A 16,719-nucleotide genomic window follows, 5' to 3' on the forward strand; every position below is an offset into this window, starting at 1 on the left:
CAAGGCTAGAGGGAGTGAAATCAGTGGCAGATACAGATGTGGAGAAACAAGGATATAGTGGATTTGAGCGGGCCATGTTTTTTATGACCCCGGTGTTGTTTACGATTGTTGTGCTGGGCATATTGCTGATCCTTCTTAATAGCGATATGCGAAATCAGGCGCTCACCGTCGGAAATTCGATTCCATTGCTCAAAGATGTGCTGCCGAATCCGCAGTCAACTGGCGGTGAAAGCACAGATGAAACGCTCAAGGCAGAAAATATGACTCGTAAAATTTCCGAGCTGCAAGCTCAACTGACGGAGAAAGAGGGCCAGCTGACGGAAACGTCCACTCTTAAAACGGATCAGGAAAAAGAAATTGCAAGCTTGAAAAGCCAAATTGAGCAGTTGAAGAAGTCAAATGCAACACAGGCGCTTGAAGATGAGGCATACACGGCCAAAATTAAAGAGCTCGCCAGCATGTATGCACGAATTGCACCGAATAAGGCCGCACCCATTTTAGAAAGCATGTCGCTTGATGAAATGGTGCTTGTACTCGATGCGATGGCTCCAAATGATCGTGTGAAAATTTTGGAGAAAATGACGCCGAAAACAGCGGCTGATGCAACGCTGAAGCTGAAGGATACCGTTTCGGCGAAAGACTTGCAAATTGCGGCACTGCAATCGCAGCTCAAAAATGCCCAGTCGACTACAGCGACAACGACTACAACGTCTTCGACACTGGATTCGACGCAGCTAGGAGCAACATTTGCAGCTATGGATGCGAAAAGTGCGGCCAAACTGCTGATGACGATGTCTGACGTAAGTGCCAGCAAGGTGCTGCGTATTTTGAATGCGGTAGATGATACAACAAGATCCAATATCGTTGGCGAGATGTCGACATTGAATGATAAAGTTACAGCTCAGATCGTTTCGAAGCTGATGGCGGGTAAATAGAGGGGAGGTGAAAATAAATGGATGTTTTATCATCACCAGCAGCTTCGCAGCCGGCGGCTCCTTCCACTGGCGGAAATGCCCAAGCGAAGGGAACGGGAGATGCGGCTTTTGCTCAAACGCTGAATGGTCAATTGAATAATGGCCAAGCGGGAGCAGGCACAGCAGCAACTGCGAACACTGCGGATGCAGCAGCACTCGGAACGATTCGGATGACTACTCTCAATACAGCTGGCTTGCTCGGAGAAACGAACAATCAGGATTTGCTTGCGGCTATTGATGGACTGCTAGAGCAAATGGATGAATTGGATACTGCGGACACGGATGAGGCTGCACAAGCCCAATTGGCAGATTTGCAAGCGATGCTGGAGCAAATGCAGGCTTTACTAGCACTGCTAGGTTCCCCGCTTCTCACTTTGAAGCAGCCTGATGAGCAGCTATCCTCAGAGGAAGTTGTTCAAGCAGCAGATGCAGGCAATGGACATGAGGCAGTGAAAGCACAAATTGCGCTTGTGAAGCATGATTTGGAAAATGCGCTGATTCAGCTGGCTAATGTGCTTGAGCAGGGATCTGCGAAACGCGTTCAGCAGCAAGAGCCATCGCAGTTGATTGGACAGCAGCTGGAAGCTTTGCAGAAACTGCTGCAAAAGCAGAAGGAAGCAGGCACGGCCGAGCGTAATAACAGCAATGTTCAAGCGATATTTGAACCAGCTGCAGCAGGCGAGGCTGCTCCACAGCAAACAGCAGCATGGCTTCAGCGTTTGAATCAGCAATCCCAGCATACAATTGCCCTGAAAAGCGCAGTGGCAGAAGCTTTATCAGCTGATACATTGGTTGAAGAAACGGCAGATACAGCCGATGATGAGTCCGTTCTGGCCGGCAATTTAAATGCAAACTTTTCTCATTCGCTTAAGCAGGCAACGAGTAGCGTGGCAGCGAGAGCAGTCGCCCAGCCTTACGTATTAGCAGACGAATTTGCGGAATCCATGACGGGGCTTATCGTGCAGAAGTTTGATATTTCTTCATTAAATGGCAAGCACGAAGCTAAAATCATGCTGTTCCCTGAACAGCTGGGCCAGGTCGATGTTCGGATCACGATGCAAAACGGCCAGTTGACGGCACTATTCCATACGGATACGGTCATGGCGAAAGATATGCTGGATAACCAAATGTCGCAATTGAGACTGGCATTGCAATCCCAAGGCTTAACGATTGACAAGCTTGAAGTGACCCAGGGGCAAGCTGCATCAGAGCTGTCTAATGGCCAACAGGGACAAGGCTCCAATCAACAATTTACGAATCGAAACAACAACGGCAAGGGCGGAAGCAGAGCGGATGAAGCTGCTTTTGAAGCAGATGTAATCGAGCAAATTGCCATTCAGGATATGGGCTACGGACGGGCGGTTAACGCTACAGTCTAAAAGGATGTTATGGACTTAAGCAATCATTTGCGGGATGGAGGTGATGGAATTGGCAGTCGTTACGAATAAAGTGGTCTGGCCGAATTATGATCAGGCAAACGTTAAAACAGCAGGAAAGACCGAGGATGATAAAACATCGCTAAGTAAGGACGCGTTTCTCGAATTGCTCGTCACACAGCTTAAAAATCAGGATCCATTAAGCCCGCAGAGCAACACGGAGTTTATTGCCCAAATGGCGCAGTTCACTTCAGTCGAGCAGCTGATGAATATGAATAAGCAGCTTACACAGCTGAACTCGGACATCGGCAGTGCATCTACAATGATTGGCAAAAGCGTAACATGGCAGGAGCTTGATGATAAAGGTAGCACCGTCATGTATACGGATGTTGTAAAGTCGATTGTAGCAACAGACGGGGTATTGTATGCCAAGTTTGAAGATAACACGATGATTAAAGTAAGTGATATCGTTACGATTTCTGATCAGACTCCGGCAGAGACGGAGGAGCCTGTAACGGATGCTTCAGCTGAAAGTGCTGGGGATGCTGAAACGCCTGATGAAGAATCCGCTGCTGACAGCGGGGAGGAACAAACCTCATGAGCGACAGCGTAAAGATTGGGCATTATTTTCCGCTTAAATCTTCGCCCTTAAACAATGCGAAGACGGTGGGGGCAAAATCCCAGCAGCCTAGCGAATTTCAAGATTTGCTGGATTCGAAAGTATTAAAATTCAGCCATCATGCTGAAGTTCGGATGAAGCAGCGAGGCATTCAGCTTCAAGCGGATTCATTAACGAAAATTGTGAATGCTGTGGACGAAGCGGCATCCAAAGGCGCCATTGACTCTTTAATCGTTTTTAAAGATATTGCGATGATCGTGAATGTGCCTAGCCGTACAGTAGTTACTGCAATGGATGGCAAGCAAATGCAAAGCAATGTATTCACGCATATAGACAGCGCCGTTATTTTAAGCTAGAGCCGGACCAATACGGAGGCTCTTCAGGCTGCTGACCGACAGAGGCAGCCAACTAACCAAAAGGATAAACCTAAATTAGGAGGGCTTAAATACTATGCTAAGATCAATGTACTCGGGTGTGTCAGGTATGCGCGGCTTCCAAACGAAGCTGGATGTCATCGGTAACAATATTGCGAACGTTAATACGGTGGGTTTTAAAGGCGGCCGCGTCATGTTCAGCGATATTTTGAGCCAAACAACAGCAGGTGTTACCGCTCCGGTAGAAGGCGAGCAGGGTGGTGTGAATGCGAAGCAGATCGGACTTGGTGTCAGCATTGCTTCTATTGATACCGTTCATACGCCAGGAAGCGCAATGACTACAAACCAACCGACCGATCTTCGCATTGATGGCGATGGATTTTTTCTAGTTACCGCAGCAGATGGTGAAGAATCATTTTTGACAAGAGCCGGCAACTTTGTGCTCGATGCGAACCGACAGCTTGTAAACGCAAACGGGTTGTTTGTATTAGATAGTGGTGGTGGTATTATTACTTTGCCAGCAGAGGTCACCTCCTTCACAATCGGGCAAGATGGGACGATTACAGGTGTTACGGCGGATGCAACAGAAGAAGTCGCGCAGATTGGTGTAGTCAAAGTCATTAACCCAAGTGGACTCGAGAAAATGGGAGGCAATTTGTACAGAATGACCAACAATGCTAACCCAGATGGAGACATTGAGGCTTACAGAACGGTCGCTGGAGATGCAGAGCTTGGAACGGGCGCAATCGTGGCCGGACAGCTTGAAATGTCAAACGTTGACCTGACAGGCGAGTTTACAGAAATGATCGTGGCTCAGCGCGGCTTCCAAGCGAATTCACGTATTATCACGACTTCCGATGAAATTTTGCAAGAGGTTGTCAACCTGAAACGATAATCGTTAGGCATAACGCAGGTGGGGGGCCATAGCGCCTCCCCCGCGATGTGAGGGGGCAGTTTATGATTACAGTGACTCGTATTAATGGTACTAAGCTCATGATCAATGCTCTGTTGATTGAAGTGGTGGAGGAAGTGCCCGATACCATTATTACCTTGACCACTGGTAAAAAATTCATAGTGGTAGAAAGCTCGGAGGAGCTTTTGCTGCTGATCCAGAACTATCTTCGTACGATCGGCGTATATGCGGCGGCCCAGAAGAGTGAACAGACGGAGGGTCCATAGAGATGAAAAAAATGTTGCCATGGTTAGTAACTATACTGCTGTCGATTGTATTGATTGCCGTTGTGGTTGTGATTATGTGGCCGAAAATTATGGGAAGTACAACTGATGGTTCAACAAACAAAGAGGTTGAAGTCAAGCATCTTACCGCCGATGAGCGTGTAGAAGTAACGTCTGAGCTTAAAGAATTTAAGCGCAACTTGAAAGATTCGAACAAAGTCGTTGTCGTTAGCTTCGCTTTCCAGCTGGACAGCAAGAAGACGAAGGAAGATTTTGATAAAATCATCGAAATTGAAGTTAAGCCTATTATTAACCGGGCGCTTGCAGATATGACGGCTGAAGAGCTGAATGGCTCTAAAGGCGAGGATCTGCTGGAATCGAAGCTGCTTAATGAAATTAATCCAATTTTGGATAAAAAGCAGAAGCTGGTCAAGGTAGAAATAACAGCTTTTATCATGACCAACATTTAATGCTGGTTGGCGACATTCCTTGAAGGGGGTGAGAAAATTTGGTTGATGTTTTATCGCAAAATGAGATAGATGCGCTGCTGGCGGCCCTTAATTCTGGCGAGATGGATGCCGAGGATTTAAAAAAGGAAGAAGTAACGAAAAAAGTCAGAGTTTATGATTTCAAACGTGCTGTTCGATTTTCGAAGGATCATATTCGCAGCTTGACTCGCATACACGAGAACTTCGCGCGATATTTGACAACCTATTTCTCAGCGCAGCTTCGTACTTTCGTTCAAATCAGTGTAGTTCAGGTCGAGCAGCTTCCTTATGATGAGTTTATTCGTTCGATTCCGAAGATGACGATATTGAATATTTTTGAGGCGGAGCCGCTTGAAGGACGCATGGTGATGGAGGTGCATCCAAATATCGCTTACGCGATGCTGGATCGTATGCTTGGCGGGCAAGGCGTTGCGCCTTCCAAAATCAATAACTTGACTGAAATCGAAACGATTATTATGGAAAAGATTTTTAGCCGGACGTTTGAGAGTTTGCAAGAGGCGTGGAAAACAATCATTGATATATCACCACGGCTGGAAGCACTTGAGACGAATCCTCAATTTATGCAGATCGTATCACCGAATGAAACAATCGCGCTTATATCCTTAAGTACGAAAATCGGTGAAACGACGGGGATGATCAATCTTTGTATTCCCCATGTTGTCATTGAGCCCGTTATGCCTCGTTTGTCGGCGCATCATTGGTTCGTTTCGCAGAAAAAGGAGCGTATTCCAGAGGAAGTTGAAATGCTGGAGCAGCGCGTAAGCAAAGCGAAGCTGCCGATTGTTGCCGAGCTTGGTGAATCTTCCATTACGATTCAGGAGTTTCTTGGTCTTAATGTAGGAGATGTCATTTCACTCAACAAGCCAGTAGGGGAAGGCCTGCATATCAAGGTAGGCGATAAATTGAAGTTCATCGGCAGTCCAGGCTCCGTGAAAGATCGGTTGGCTATTCAGCTTGATGAAGTTGTGAACGAAGGAGCGGGAGAAGAATATGACGAGTAAAGATTATTTGTCGCAGGAGGAAATTGATGCGTTACTAAATCAATCTTCTGGCAGTACGGATGCTGAACAGCCATCTGCCGATGATGTTCAGTTATCAGATTTCCTCTCAGCTATGGAACAGGACGCGCTTGGCGAAATTGGTAACATTACGTTCGGAAGCGCAGCAACTGCCTTGTCTACATTGCTAGGCGTGAAGGTGGATATTACAACGCCGGAAGTTACCTTTATTCGCAGAGATCAGCTGGCAGATGAATTTCCAAAGCCTCATGTTGCTGTAAGTGTTCAATATGTAGATGGCTTCCAAGGCATAAATTCGCTTGTCATTAAGACGAGAGACGCACAAATTATTGCCGATTTGATGCTCGGCGGCTCAGGCAATCCTACAGAAGAAGAGCTCAATGAAATTCATATTAGCGCCGTTCAGGAAGCGATGAATCAAATGATGGGGTCATCTGCAACGTCGATGTCAACCATTTTCAATCGTTTTGTTAATATATCGCCGCCAGGCATCGATATTCTCGATGTAGACAACGGTGGGGGAATGGGACATCTGCCTCCGGTAGATGTATTCATCAAAATTTCTTTCCGGCTTAAAATTGGAGATTTGATAGATTCGACAATTATGCAGCTACTGCCTGTTTCTTTTGCAAAGCAAATGGTAGCTATTCTTATGGGCGAAGAGACGGTTGAAGAGACTGCTGCAGCAGTTGAAGCACCTCCAGTAGTAGAAGCGCCGCCAGTGGCTCCGCAAGCGCCACAAAGTGCTCCTGCGCAGCCTGCGGCTCCATCGTTGCAGAAGCAAGAACAACAACCGCCAGCGGGATATAATGAAGCGCCGATGATGCAGCCGCCTGGCCCGAATACATATGGCCATGCAGCCAATCGCAATGTGAATGTTCAGCCTGTGCAGTTTGCTAATTTCAATAATGCGCCATATATTCAAGGCGAAGAGACGAACCTCAATTTACTGCTCGACATACCACTGAAGGTTACCGTAGAATTAGGAAGGACCCAGAAGCAGATTAAAGATATTTTGGAATTGTCGCAAGGGTCTGTTATCGAGCTGGACAAGCTTGCTGGTGAGCCTGTAGACATTCTGGTTAACAACAAGCTGATCGCAAAAGGCGAGGTTGTCGTTATCGATGAGAACTTCGGCGTACGTGTAACCGATATCGTAAGCCAATGGGACCGAATTCAAAAATTACAATAGCATCCTAGGAGGAAGAAAAAAGATGGCAAACCGTATTCTAATCGTAGACGACGCAGCATTTATGCGCATGATGATCCGCGATATTTTATCCAAAAACGGCTACGAAGTAGTTGGTGAAGCACCTGATGGCGCACAAGCGGTGGAGAAATTCAAGGAGCTTAAGCCAGACCTGATTACGATGGATATCACGATGCCTGAGATGGACGGCATTGCAGCACTGAAAGAAGTTAAAAAAATCGACCCAAATGCAAAAGTCATTATGTGCTCTGCAATGGGACAGCAAGCAATGGTTATTGACGCCATTCAAGCTGGAGCGAAAGATTTCATCGTTAAGCCTTTCCAAGCGGACCGTGTTATTGAAGCAATCAAGAAAACGCTGGGCTAACGGTTGTATGCGATGGTCAAACTTAAAGCTCGTGTAACGCTTTTATTGTTTTCAGGAATGGCCGTTCTGCCTGCCGCCGCCTTAGCGGAAGCAGTTCAGACGAGCCAGCCTGAATTGCCATACACTAGTTCGTCCAACATGGCAGGCAGTGTAGTATGGGTTATTTTTTCTCTACTCCTTATTATTGGACTCATCATTGTTGTTATTAAATGGCTTTCGCGGCGCAACCGGGCGTTCGGAGGAACAAATCGTTCGCTTCGTTCGCTCGGGGGCATTTCCTTAGGTCAAAATCATTCGCTTCAAGTTGTGGAGCTGTCAGGGCGTCTATATGTTGTAGGGGTTGGAGAAAACATTACCCTATTGGACAAGATTGATGATGAGAAGCAAGCTGAGGCGATTATTGAGGCAATGGAGAGGCAAGTGCAAGGTGGCTGGTCGCCGAATGCTTTGACGGGCTTATTATCACGCTTTCGTCAAGGCTCTGGCGAGCAGGAACCGCAGAATGAACAGTGGAACGACGCTTCATCGTTTCAGAATGTCCTCAAAGACAAGATGAATCGTCAGGCGGATCGCAAGCAGCAGCTCGAAGCACTCCTCAAAGACCCTAACCCTAATGAACGGTTGAATGATGATCATGAAAAATAAATGGTGGATAGCTCTTGTTGCGGTGCAGTTAGCCGGTTTAATATTTCAATCGCATGCTTTTGCTGAACCGCTGCCGAACGTAGAAATTAACTTTGGCAACACGGGCAGCGATCAGCCGAACCCGAGCGCGTTATCAATTTTGCTGCTGATTACCGTGCTAAGCATAGCGCCTGCTATTCTAGTATTGATGACCAGCTTTACACGCATTATTATCGTGCTTAGCTTCGTTCGTACATCGCTCGGTACGCAGATGATGCCACCGAACCAGGTACTAATCGGACTTGCTATGTTTTTAACCTTTTTTATTATGGCCCCTACCTTCTCTCAAGTAAATGAGGTAGCTTTGCAGCCATATTTGAAAGGGGAAATTTCCCAAACAGCAGCTTTCGAGAAAGCGTCTGTACCGATGAAGGCGTTTATGTTCAAGCAGACGAGAGAGAAGGATTTAAAGCTGTTTATGGATTATACGAAGACGGAAAAGCCGAAAACTTACGAGGATATCCCATTGACGGTTTTGATTCCGGCGTATGCGATTAGCGAAATCAAGACAGCTTTTCAAATGGGCTTCCTTATATTCATACCGTTTCTCGTTATTGATATGATTGTATCCAGTACGTTAATGGCGATGGGGATGATGATGCTTCCGCCAGTAATGATTTCATTGCCGTTCAAGCTCTTGCTGTTCGTCATGGTAGATGGCTGGTATTTGATAGTCAAATCCTTGTTATTAAGCTTTAATACCTGACGACTGTATAGGGGGGGATGTTCAATGAGTGCCGATTTTATTATCGGTCTGGCCAGCGAGGCTGTATTTACCGTACTAAAAAGCAGTGCTCCAATGCTTCTTATTGCTCTCGTTGTTGGGCTCTTGGTCAGTATTTTTCAGGCGACTACCCAGATACAAGAGCAAACCCTAGCATTTGTTCCGAAAATTGTAGCGGTTTTTGCATCCGTTGTTTTGTTCGGGCCGTGGATTCTAAATACGATCGTCGATTTCACTTATAATCTGCTGAACAACCTGCATAAATATATCGGATAGGCGTGAATCGCAGCGATGGAGCTTATCGAGCAAGGTTTTCCTATTTTTTTGTTGATTTTTTGTCGAATTACATCATTTTTCGTCGTAGCTCCGATGTTTTCGGGGAAAATGATGCCGAATATTGCGAAAATCGGTTTAAGTTTTTTTATTTCTTTTATCGTGTATCTCACGTATGGCATTAATCAGACGGTAGCGACAGATGCCAGCTACGTGCTTTATGTCGTACAGGAAATATTGATAGGCCTGCTATTCGGCTTCGTGGTGTATTTGTTTTTCGTAGTCGTGCAGACGGCAGGGGCATTAATGGATTTGCAAATTGGTTTTGCGATGGCGAACGTCGTCAACCCATTGACGGGTACTTCCGTGCCATTGCTAGGTAATTTTAAATACATGATGCTTATTGTCATTTTTTTCTCCTTGAACGGCCATCACTACTTGCTTCGAGGGCTCATGGACAGTTACAAATGGATGCCGCTTGCTGGAGACTTTTTTGCGAGAATCAGCAGTGGCAGCATTAGCGAATTTTTAACGAAAGCCGTTGGAAATACGTTTTTGCTAGCTTTACAGGTCGCAGCTCCGCTAGTAATTGCTATGTTTCTGACGGATGTCGGACTGGCGTTTTTAGCCAAAACAGCGCCTCAATACAATGTTTTCGTAATTGGGATACCGCTTAAGCTTATTATCGGGACGATTTTGCTCGTGCTGCTTATGCCGGGGCTAAGTGGTCTGTATGAGCGGCTCATTGCCATCATGTTTGACAACTTGGAGCAGCTATTCGCCATTTTCAAAGGGCCGGACGGGTAAAGGAGGCTGTAATCGTGCAAATGTACCGTTTAAAGCTCGACCTGCAGCTGTTCAGCCAAGAGAAGACGGAGAAAGCGACGCCCAAAAAACGCTCGGAATCGCGTAAGAAGGGTCAGGTAGCCAAATCGGCTGACTTTCCCAGCTCCTTGATTTTGCTGTTTACGTTTGCTGGCTTTGCGATGTTTGGCGGCTTTTACAAGCAGCGAATTATGAATATGTTTGATGATATTTTCGAAAATTGGCTGCTTATGGAGCTTACGTCTGAAAATGTTTTTAACTTGTTCGATACGCTCGTAACCGAAATGCTCATTTTTTTACTGCCTATATTTTCGGTAGCTATATTAGTAGGCATTATCGGTAACGTTGCGCAATTTGGCTTCTTGCTTACAGGAGAGCCGCTTAAGATGAAGATCAGCAAGCTTAATCCGCTCCAAGGATTGAAACAGATCTTCTCCATGCGCTCTATTGTTGAAATGCTTAAAAGCTTGCTCAAGCTGCTGATTATTGGAGTGCTCGTATACCAGACGATTGCAAGCGATTGGAGCCGGCTGCTTTCTCTTTCGGACCTGTCTGTTGAGCAAATTTTCGCCTTTGCAGCTGGCCTGACGGTCAGCATGGGGATCAAAATTGGTGCTGCGCTTGTTATACTCGCCTTTGCGGATTATTTGTATCAGAAGTACGAGCAGGAGAAAAGCATGAAGATGTCCAAGCAGGACATTAAGGACGAGCATAAGAAATCAGAGGGTGATCCGCTCGTTAAAGGCCGCATCCGAGAAAAGCAGCGGAGAATGGCCATCCAGCGGATGATGCAGCAAATCCCGAATGCAGATGTCGTCATTACCAACCCGACGCACTTTGCAATCGCCTTGAAATATGATTCCTCTAATATGGAGGCGCCCGTTATTATTGCCAAAGGTATGGATCATGTGGCGCTGCGCATTAGGGAAATCGCCAAAGAGCACGGCGTTATTACGATGGAAAATAAGCCGCTTGCCAGAGCATTATACGAACGCGCCGAAATCGGAGATGCCATACCGGCAGATTTGTTCCAGGCTGTGGCGGAGGTGCTCGCATACGTTTACAAGCTGAAAGGCCGTGTCAAATCATCGTAATTTAAGGGAGGAGGAAGCGTCATGAAACCAAAAGATCTTATCGTGTTAATCGGGATCATAGGCATCGTGCTCATGATGGTTATTCCCATCCCTATTCTTTTGCTGGATATTTTGCTTATTCTGAATATTTCCATCGCTTTAATGATAATGCTTATTGCGATGAATACGAAGGAAGCGCTGGAGTTTTCCATCTTTCCCGCAGTTTTGCTTGTTACGACCTTATTCCGATTAGCACTCAACATTTCTACCACCCGAAACATTTTGCAGCATGCGGAAGCGGGGGAAGTTGTCGCAACATTCGGTAGATGGGTGGGCGGCGGGCAAATCGCAATCGGGTTTATCGTCTTCCTTATTCTCGTCGTCGTTCAGTTCATCGTTATTACGAAGGGTTCTGAGCGGGTTGCCGAGGTAGCAGCAAGGTTTACCCTCGATGCGATGCCCGGCAAGCAAATGAGTATTGATGCCGACTTAAATGCGGGACTCATTAATGAACAGCAGGCACGGGACCGGCGTTCCAAGATTGAAAGAGAAGCAGATTTCTACGGAGCTATGGATGGTGCCAGCAAGTTTGTAAAAGGGGATGCGATTGCATCCATTATCATTCTCATTATTAACCTGGTTGGCGGATTTATAATCGGGATGGCGGTACATGATTTTCCCTTTGCCGAGGCACTCGAAACGTATTCGATATTAACCATCGGGGATGGTCTCGTCAGTCAAATTCCAGCATTGCTTATTTCGGTAGCAGCAGGCTTGATCGTTACAAGAGCTGCATCGGACGGCAATCTTGCACAGGATTTGACAGCACAGTTGTTTAAATACCCTAATCTTTTATACATAGTTGCAGGAACAATAGCTTTGCTTGGTCTCGTTTCGCCAATCGGCGTTATGCGCACGCTCCCTTTTGCGGCATTGCTCGCATTTGGCGCATGGAGAATGAAAAAGCTGCAGGAGAAACAAGTGGAGCAAGAGGAGATGCTTGTGGAAGAGCAGCAAATTGAAGAGGTTCGTAATCCGGAAAGTGTCATTGGCTTGCTGCAGGTGGACCCAATCGAGTTCGAATTTGGCTACGGTCTGATTCCACTGGCAGACACGCAGCAGGGCGGAGATTTGCTGGATCGTATCATTATGATCAGAAGGCAATGCGCGCTTGAGCTGGGGCTAGTCGTTCCAGTCATTCGGATCCGCGACAATATTCAACTGAGGCCCAATGAATACGTCGTTAAAATTAAAGGGAATACCGTTGCGAAAGGCGAGCTTCTGCTCAATCATTATTTGGCAATGAGCCCAGGCTTCGATGATGAATCGGTACTTGGTATTGAAACAACAGAGCCGGCATTCGGACTGCCAGCCATTTGGATTGACGAGCAGATGAAGGAAAGAGCGGAAATGTCGGGTTATACCGTCGTAGATCCGCCTTCGGTTGTCGCTACGCATTTGACAGAAATTATTAAGCGTCATGCGCATGAATTGCTCGGCCGTCAAGAGACGAAGGCGCTTATAGAAAATGTCAAGGAATCGTATCCAGCGCTTATCGACGATCTCATTCCTGCTGTACTATCCATTGGCGATTTGCAAAAAGTGCTTGCCAAGCTGCTTCGTGAAAAAGTTTCGATCCGCGATCTGGTGACCATTTTTGAAACGTTGGCTGATCACGGACATTACACGAAAGATCCCGATGTGCTGACGGAATATGTCAGACAGGCGCTGTCAAGGCAAATTACCCAGCAGTTTGCAGCAACGGGAGACAAGCTTAAAGTGATTACAGTCGGTCCGGCGATGGAGAAGAAAATCGCTGAGTCCGTACAGCAGACCGATCAGGGAAGTTACATTGCGCTTGACCCGATCGTCACTCAACAAATTTATTCCAAGCTGAATGAGCAGGTGACCCGGCAAATTCAGTCCGGACAGCAGCCTGTTGTGCTCACTTCCCCTACAATCCGCATGTATTTGCGCCAGATTGTGGAACGGACGATGCAGGAGGTTCCGGTCATTTCTTATAGTGAGCTTGAACCTAACGTTGAAGTTCAGAGCGTAGGGGTGGTGAATTTATGAGAGTGAAACGTTATGTAGTCAATGCCCTTCCCGAAGCGCTGCCGATGATTCGAAGCGATCTTGGCAAGGATGCCGTTATATTGAATACGAAAGAAGTCAAAGTCGGCGGCTTCATGGGCATGTTCCGTAAAAAGAAGATGGAAGTTATTGCCGCTATTGAGTCGAATGCGGCGGCTCCGGAAAATCCGCCGCAGAAGCGCAAGGCGCCCGATGATGTCAGCGCCGTAATGGCAGCTATTACGGAGACGATGCAGAAGCAGCAGCGTACCGCAGCAGCAACCGCAGCTGCTACAGCTACGGTTGAGCCGCCAGCAAGGCCTGCGCCAGTTGCGGCGGCTTCTCCAGTCAACGATCAGCTGATGGATGAAATTAAAGGGATTAAGCAATCCCTCCTGCAGCTGTCTTCGCAAAAAGCGGGAAACTCATTATCAGAAGCTGCACAAGCACTTCATGACCGCCTTCAAGAGCAGGAGCTCGAAGTGGAGTGGATCGACCAGCTTATGGCGATCATCTCTGAGCAGGAAGGGCAGCAAAGGGAGCCATTGACACGTACGCAAGTATGGGAGCTTGCCAAACGGCAGCTGCTCGAATGGATGGCCCCTTATGCAGCTGGCATGATCGATGAGCAGGCCAGAATCGTTCATTTTGTTGGTCCGACGGGCGTAGGCAAAACGACAACGATTGCTAAGCTTGCGGCTAATCAAACGATTAAGCATAACAAAAAAGTAGGCTTCATTACATCAGATACGTACCGAATTGCTGCCGTTGACCAGCTTAGAACGTACGCTAATATTTTAAACATTCCGCTGGAGGTTGTTTTTTCTCCTATGGATTTGCCGAAGGCATTCAAGCAGCTCGAAGATAGAGAGCTCATCTATATGGATACGGCTGGCCGCAACTTCCGCAATGAGCTAAATGTATCAGAAGTAAACAGCCTGCTTCAATCGCATGACCGCAATGAAACGGTGCTTGTGCTGAGCCTTACCGGCAAAACGAAAGATATGACGTCAGTAGCCGGAAACTTTGTGAAATACGGCATCGAGAAGGTGTTGTTTACGAAGCAGGATGAAACGGCGGTGTATGGCTCTATTTTTAACCTTGTGATGAAGTTCGGTTTAACGCCGACTTATGTGGCAAGAGGGCAGACGGTGCCGGATGACATTGATCGCTTTAACGCTGCTGCTTATATGAATGATTTGCTGGGGGAAGCGGACGATGAATGATCAAGCCGAAGCGCTGCGACATATGGTAAAGGCAAGCAGCAGCGAAGGCGGCAAGCGCGAAACGCGCATTATAGCTGTCACCAGCGGCAAGGGCGGCGTTGGAAAGTCCAACTTTAGTCTCAATTTTGCGCTGATGCTTCAGAAGCTTGGTCAGAAGGTTCTCGTTTTTGATGTTGATATTGGCATGGCGAACATCGATATACTGATGGGCGTGCGCTCCTCCTACCATTTATATCATTTGTTCAAGCAGGACAAAACGATCTGGGATGTCGTTCAGGAAGGGCCTGAAGGACTGCATTTTATTGCAGGCGGATCGGGAATTAAAGATTTGCTGGAGCTGTCAGAGAAAGAGCTGACCTTGTTCACAGAGCAGGTTTCAAAGCTTCAAGGGCTGTACGATGTCATCGTGTTTGATACTGGTGCAGGACTTTCCAAGGAAACGGCGAGATTTATCGCCGCAGCGCAGGAAACGATCGTTGTAACGACGCCAGAGCCGACCTCTATAACCGATGCATATGCCTTAATAAAAATGGTAAAAGCAATGGGCATCCATCCGAATTTCAGACTTATCGTCAATCGGACAGACAGCAAGCGGGAAGGCCGATTGACAGCAGATAAAATCAATTTGGCTGCCGAGCGCTTCCTAGAAGCCTCCTTGCCATTTCTCGGGCTCGTACCCGATGATGCTCATGTAGGCAAGGCGGTAAAACGTCAGATTCCCTTCACCATCGCTTATCCAAGCAGTGAAGCATCGAAAGCTATGCATGAAATTTCAGTTCGTTTTCTAGAAATAAAGAGGCCGGAATCTGATGCTAAAAACGGTGTAAAGGGATTTTTGCATAAATTATTCAAGCTAACGAGATAGTCCTTTTAATTAGGGGAGGGGAAAAGATGGCTCCTTATCGTGTACTCATTGTAGATGATTCTGCATTTATGAGAAAAATTTTTAGTGACTTAATTTTAAAGGATTCAATGTTTTCAATAATAGCGACTGCAACCAATGGGGCCGAAGCTGTAAAAGCGGTGGAGAAATGGAAGCCCGATGTTGTCACGCTCGATCTGGAAATGCCTGAAATGAATGGACTTGAGGCTTTGCAAAAGATTATGAAACAAAACCCGACGCCTGTCATTATGCTGTCTGGCATTAGTGAGGATAACACGAGGGATACGATCAAAGCATTGCAGTTTGGAGCTTTTGACTTTATACGCAAGCCTTCAGGCATTGCAACGAATGATATTATCCAGGTTGGCGAGCAATTGATTGAGAAGCTAAAAACAGCTGTACTGGCGAGGAAGCCTTCGTTCATTGAGGAGAAGATGGACCCGCCGGTTAAAGTGAAGGCGCTAGATACGAAAAAGCCCCTAATAACCGAAGCAACAACAAATGCAGCGTCACGGCTTGCTGCACCTTCTATGGCGAAGAAGAAACCGGAAATTACGCCACCAATAAAGCCGCCTGGCATGAACAAAAAGCCGGAACAACCAGCGGCAGTCAAAGCGGTGGCGCCTTCCTCTACATATAAGCCAACTGCTCCGCCGATTATAGCGAGCAAAAAAACGGAAGATCCCGCTCCGCCGAAAAAAGAGCTGCCGAAGTCTACTTCGTTTCAGCATATTGTCGCAATCGGCGCCTCAACGGGAGGGCCGCGTGCCTTGCATACGGTCATTAGCGCTTTGCCTGGCGATCTAGGCGCACCTGTCCTAGTTGTCCAGCATATGCCGCCGAAATTTACGAAATCGCTCGCTCAGCGCCTCGACAGCTTCAGTGCGCTGCATGTCGTTGAAGCAGCTCAAGGCGACCGGGTTCATCCCGGCGTTGTCTATGTTGCTCCCGGAGGCTATCATCTAGAGCTTGGCAAAGATAGTTCCGGTTATTATATTCATTTAACAGAGCAGCCGCAGCGCAATGGGCATCGTCCATCGGTAGATGTGATGTATGAATCATTAGTTCCTTTCAAGGAGCTGAAGCGTCACGCGGTCATCCTGACCGGAATGGGCAGCGATGGTACGAAAGGTCTTAAACAGCTTGTTGAGAGCGGTGCAGTAACTTCTATAGGCGAGGCGGAGGAAACTTGCATCGTTTACGGCATGCCGCGCAGCGCCTACGAAAGCGGGGCAGTTAAGACCGTGCTCCCGCTGCAACAAATCGCTGCACGTATTGAAAGCTGTGTACTTAAATAACGATTGAAGCAATCACAAGTCTAGCAGGAGGTGCGA

Annotated in this window: 19 protein-coding genes; all 19 read left to right on the plus strand. The window is 47.0% G+C overall.

From position 1 onward, the window contains the following. Positions 1-23: 23 nt before the first annotated feature. Positions 24-935 carry a MotE family protein gene (locus AC50X8_RS20710; protein WP_056038241.1) on the plus strand — a complete coding sequence of 304 codons (912 nt, stop codon included), beginning with the start codon at positions 24-26 and terminating at the stop codon, positions 933-935. 17 nt (positions 936-952) lie between these two features. Further along, positions 953-2,353, plus strand: coding sequence for a flagellar hook-length control protein FliK (locus AC50X8_RS20715; protein ID WP_494863958.1), 1,401 nt, complete (start codon positions 953-955; stop codon positions 2,351-2,353). Positions 2,354-2,402: 49 nt separating this feature from the next. Further along, a complete protein-coding gene (locus AC50X8_RS20720) occupies positions 2,403-2,951 on the plus strand; it encodes a flagellar hook capping FlgD N-terminal domain-containing protein (RefSeq protein ID WP_063892604.1) in 549 nt (182 codons plus the stop codon). Continuing rightward, positions 2,948-3,325, plus strand: coding sequence for a TIGR02530 family flagellar biosynthesis protein (locus tag AC50X8_RS20725; RefSeq protein ID WP_056038235.1), 378 nt, complete (start codon positions 2,948-2,950; stop codon positions 3,323-3,325). The genes AC50X8_RS20720 and AC50X8_RS20725 overlap by 4 nt, the downstream gene beginning before the upstream one ends. 94 nt (positions 3,326-3,419) lie before the next feature. After that, positions 3,420-4,238, plus strand: coding sequence for a flagellar basal body rod protein FlgG (gene flgG / locus AC50X8_RS20730; protein ID WP_056038230.1), 819 nt, complete (start codon positions 3,420-3,422; stop codon positions 4,236-4,238). 62 nt (positions 4,239-4,300) lie between these two features. Then, a complete protein-coding gene (locus AC50X8_RS20735) occupies positions 4,301-4,522 on the plus strand; it encodes a flagellar FlbD family protein (RefSeq protein WP_056038226.1) in 222 nt (73 codons plus the stop codon). 2 nt (positions 4,523-4,524) lie between these two features. Continuing rightward, positions 4,525-4,989: a flagellar basal body-associated FliL family protein gene (locus tag AC50X8_RS20740; RefSeq protein ID WP_056038224.1), complete on the plus strand. Its 465-nt coding sequence runs from the start codon at positions 4,525-4,527 to the stop codon at positions 4,987-4,989. A 38-nt stretch (positions 4,990-5,027) separates the two neighbouring features. Next, positions 5,028-6,029, plus strand: a complete 1,002-nt coding sequence (fliM, locus tag AC50X8_RS20745; RefSeq protein ID WP_056038221.1) for a flagellar motor switch protein FliM — start codon at positions 5,028-5,030, stop codon at positions 6,027-6,029. Next, positions 6,019-7,239, plus strand: coding sequence for a flagellar motor switch phosphatase FliY (gene fliY, locus AC50X8_RS20750; protein ID WP_056038219.1), 1,221 nt, complete (start codon positions 6,019-6,021; stop codon positions 7,237-7,239). Before fliM ends, fliY begins: the two co-directional genes overlap by 11 nt. 22 nt (positions 7,240-7,261) lie before the next feature. Further along, positions 7,262-7,624 carry a response regulator gene (locus AC50X8_RS20755; protein ID WP_046230724.1) on the plus strand — a complete coding sequence of 121 codons (363 nt, stop codon included), beginning with the start codon at positions 7,262-7,264 and terminating at the stop codon, positions 7,622-7,624. Between the two features lie 12 nt (positions 7,625-7,636). Then, positions 7,637-8,269 carry a flagellar biosynthetic protein FliO gene (locus AC50X8_RS20760; protein WP_494881242.1) on the plus strand — a complete coding sequence of 211 codons (633 nt, stop codon included), beginning with the start codon at positions 7,637-7,639 and terminating at the stop codon, positions 8,267-8,269. Next, a complete protein-coding gene (gene fliP / locus AC50X8_RS20765; protein WP_056039070.1) occupies positions 8,259-9,014 on the plus strand; it encodes a flagellar type III secretion system pore protein FliP in 756 nt (251 codons plus the stop codon). The genes AC50X8_RS20760 and fliP overlap by 11 nt, the downstream gene beginning before the upstream one ends. A 24-nt stretch (positions 9,015-9,038) precedes the next feature. Further along, positions 9,039-9,308 carry a flagellar biosynthesis protein FliQ gene (gene fliQ, locus AC50X8_RS20770; RefSeq protein ID WP_056038213.1) on the plus strand — a complete coding sequence of 90 codons (270 nt, stop codon included), beginning with the start codon at positions 9,039-9,041 and terminating at the stop codon, positions 9,306-9,308. 15 nt (positions 9,309-9,323) lie between these two features. Then, entirely contained in the window at positions 9,324-10,112 is a 789-nt protein-coding gene (gene fliR, locus AC50X8_RS20775) for a flagellar biosynthetic protein FliR (RefSeq protein ID WP_056038210.1), read from the plus strand. Between the two features lie 20 nt (positions 10,113-10,132). After that, the gene (flhB, locus tag AC50X8_RS20780) at positions 10,133-11,224 is read left to right on the plus strand and encodes a flagellar biosynthesis protein FlhB (RefSeq protein ID WP_494881313.1); all 1,092 of its coding nucleotides are present in this window, start codon (positions 10,133-10,135) and stop codon (positions 11,222-11,224) included. A 21-nt stretch (positions 11,225-11,245) separates the two neighbouring features. Next, positions 11,246-13,279 carry a flagellar biosynthesis protein FlhA gene (gene flhA / locus AC50X8_RS20785; RefSeq protein WP_494863955.1) on the plus strand — a complete coding sequence of 678 codons (2,034 nt, stop codon included), beginning with the start codon at positions 11,246-11,248 and terminating at the stop codon, positions 13,277-13,279. Further along, entirely contained in the window at positions 13,276-14,502 is a 1,227-nt protein-coding gene (gene flhF / locus AC50X8_RS20790; RefSeq protein WP_494881245.1) for a flagellar biosynthesis GTPase FlhF, read from the plus strand. Before flhA ends, flhF begins: the two co-directional genes overlap by 4 nt. Further along, the gene (locus tag AC50X8_RS20795) at positions 14,495-15,367 is read left to right on the plus strand and encodes a MinD/ParA family protein (protein ID WP_494881247.1); all 873 of its coding nucleotides are present in this window, start codon (positions 14,495-14,497) and stop codon (positions 15,365-15,367) included. Before flhF ends, AC50X8_RS20795 begins: the two co-directional genes overlap by 8 nt. A 26-nt stretch (positions 15,368-15,393) precedes the next feature. Beyond that, positions 15,394-16,683 (plus strand): protein-glutamate methylesterase/protein-glutamine glutaminase, encoded by a 1,290-nt coding sequence (locus tag AC50X8_RS20800; protein WP_494881251.1) that lies wholly within the window; start codon positions 15,394-15,396, stop codon positions 16,681-16,683. Positions 16,684-16,719: the final 36 nt, after the last annotated feature.

The organism is Paenibacillus sp. JT22N15, from assembly GCF_059383755.1.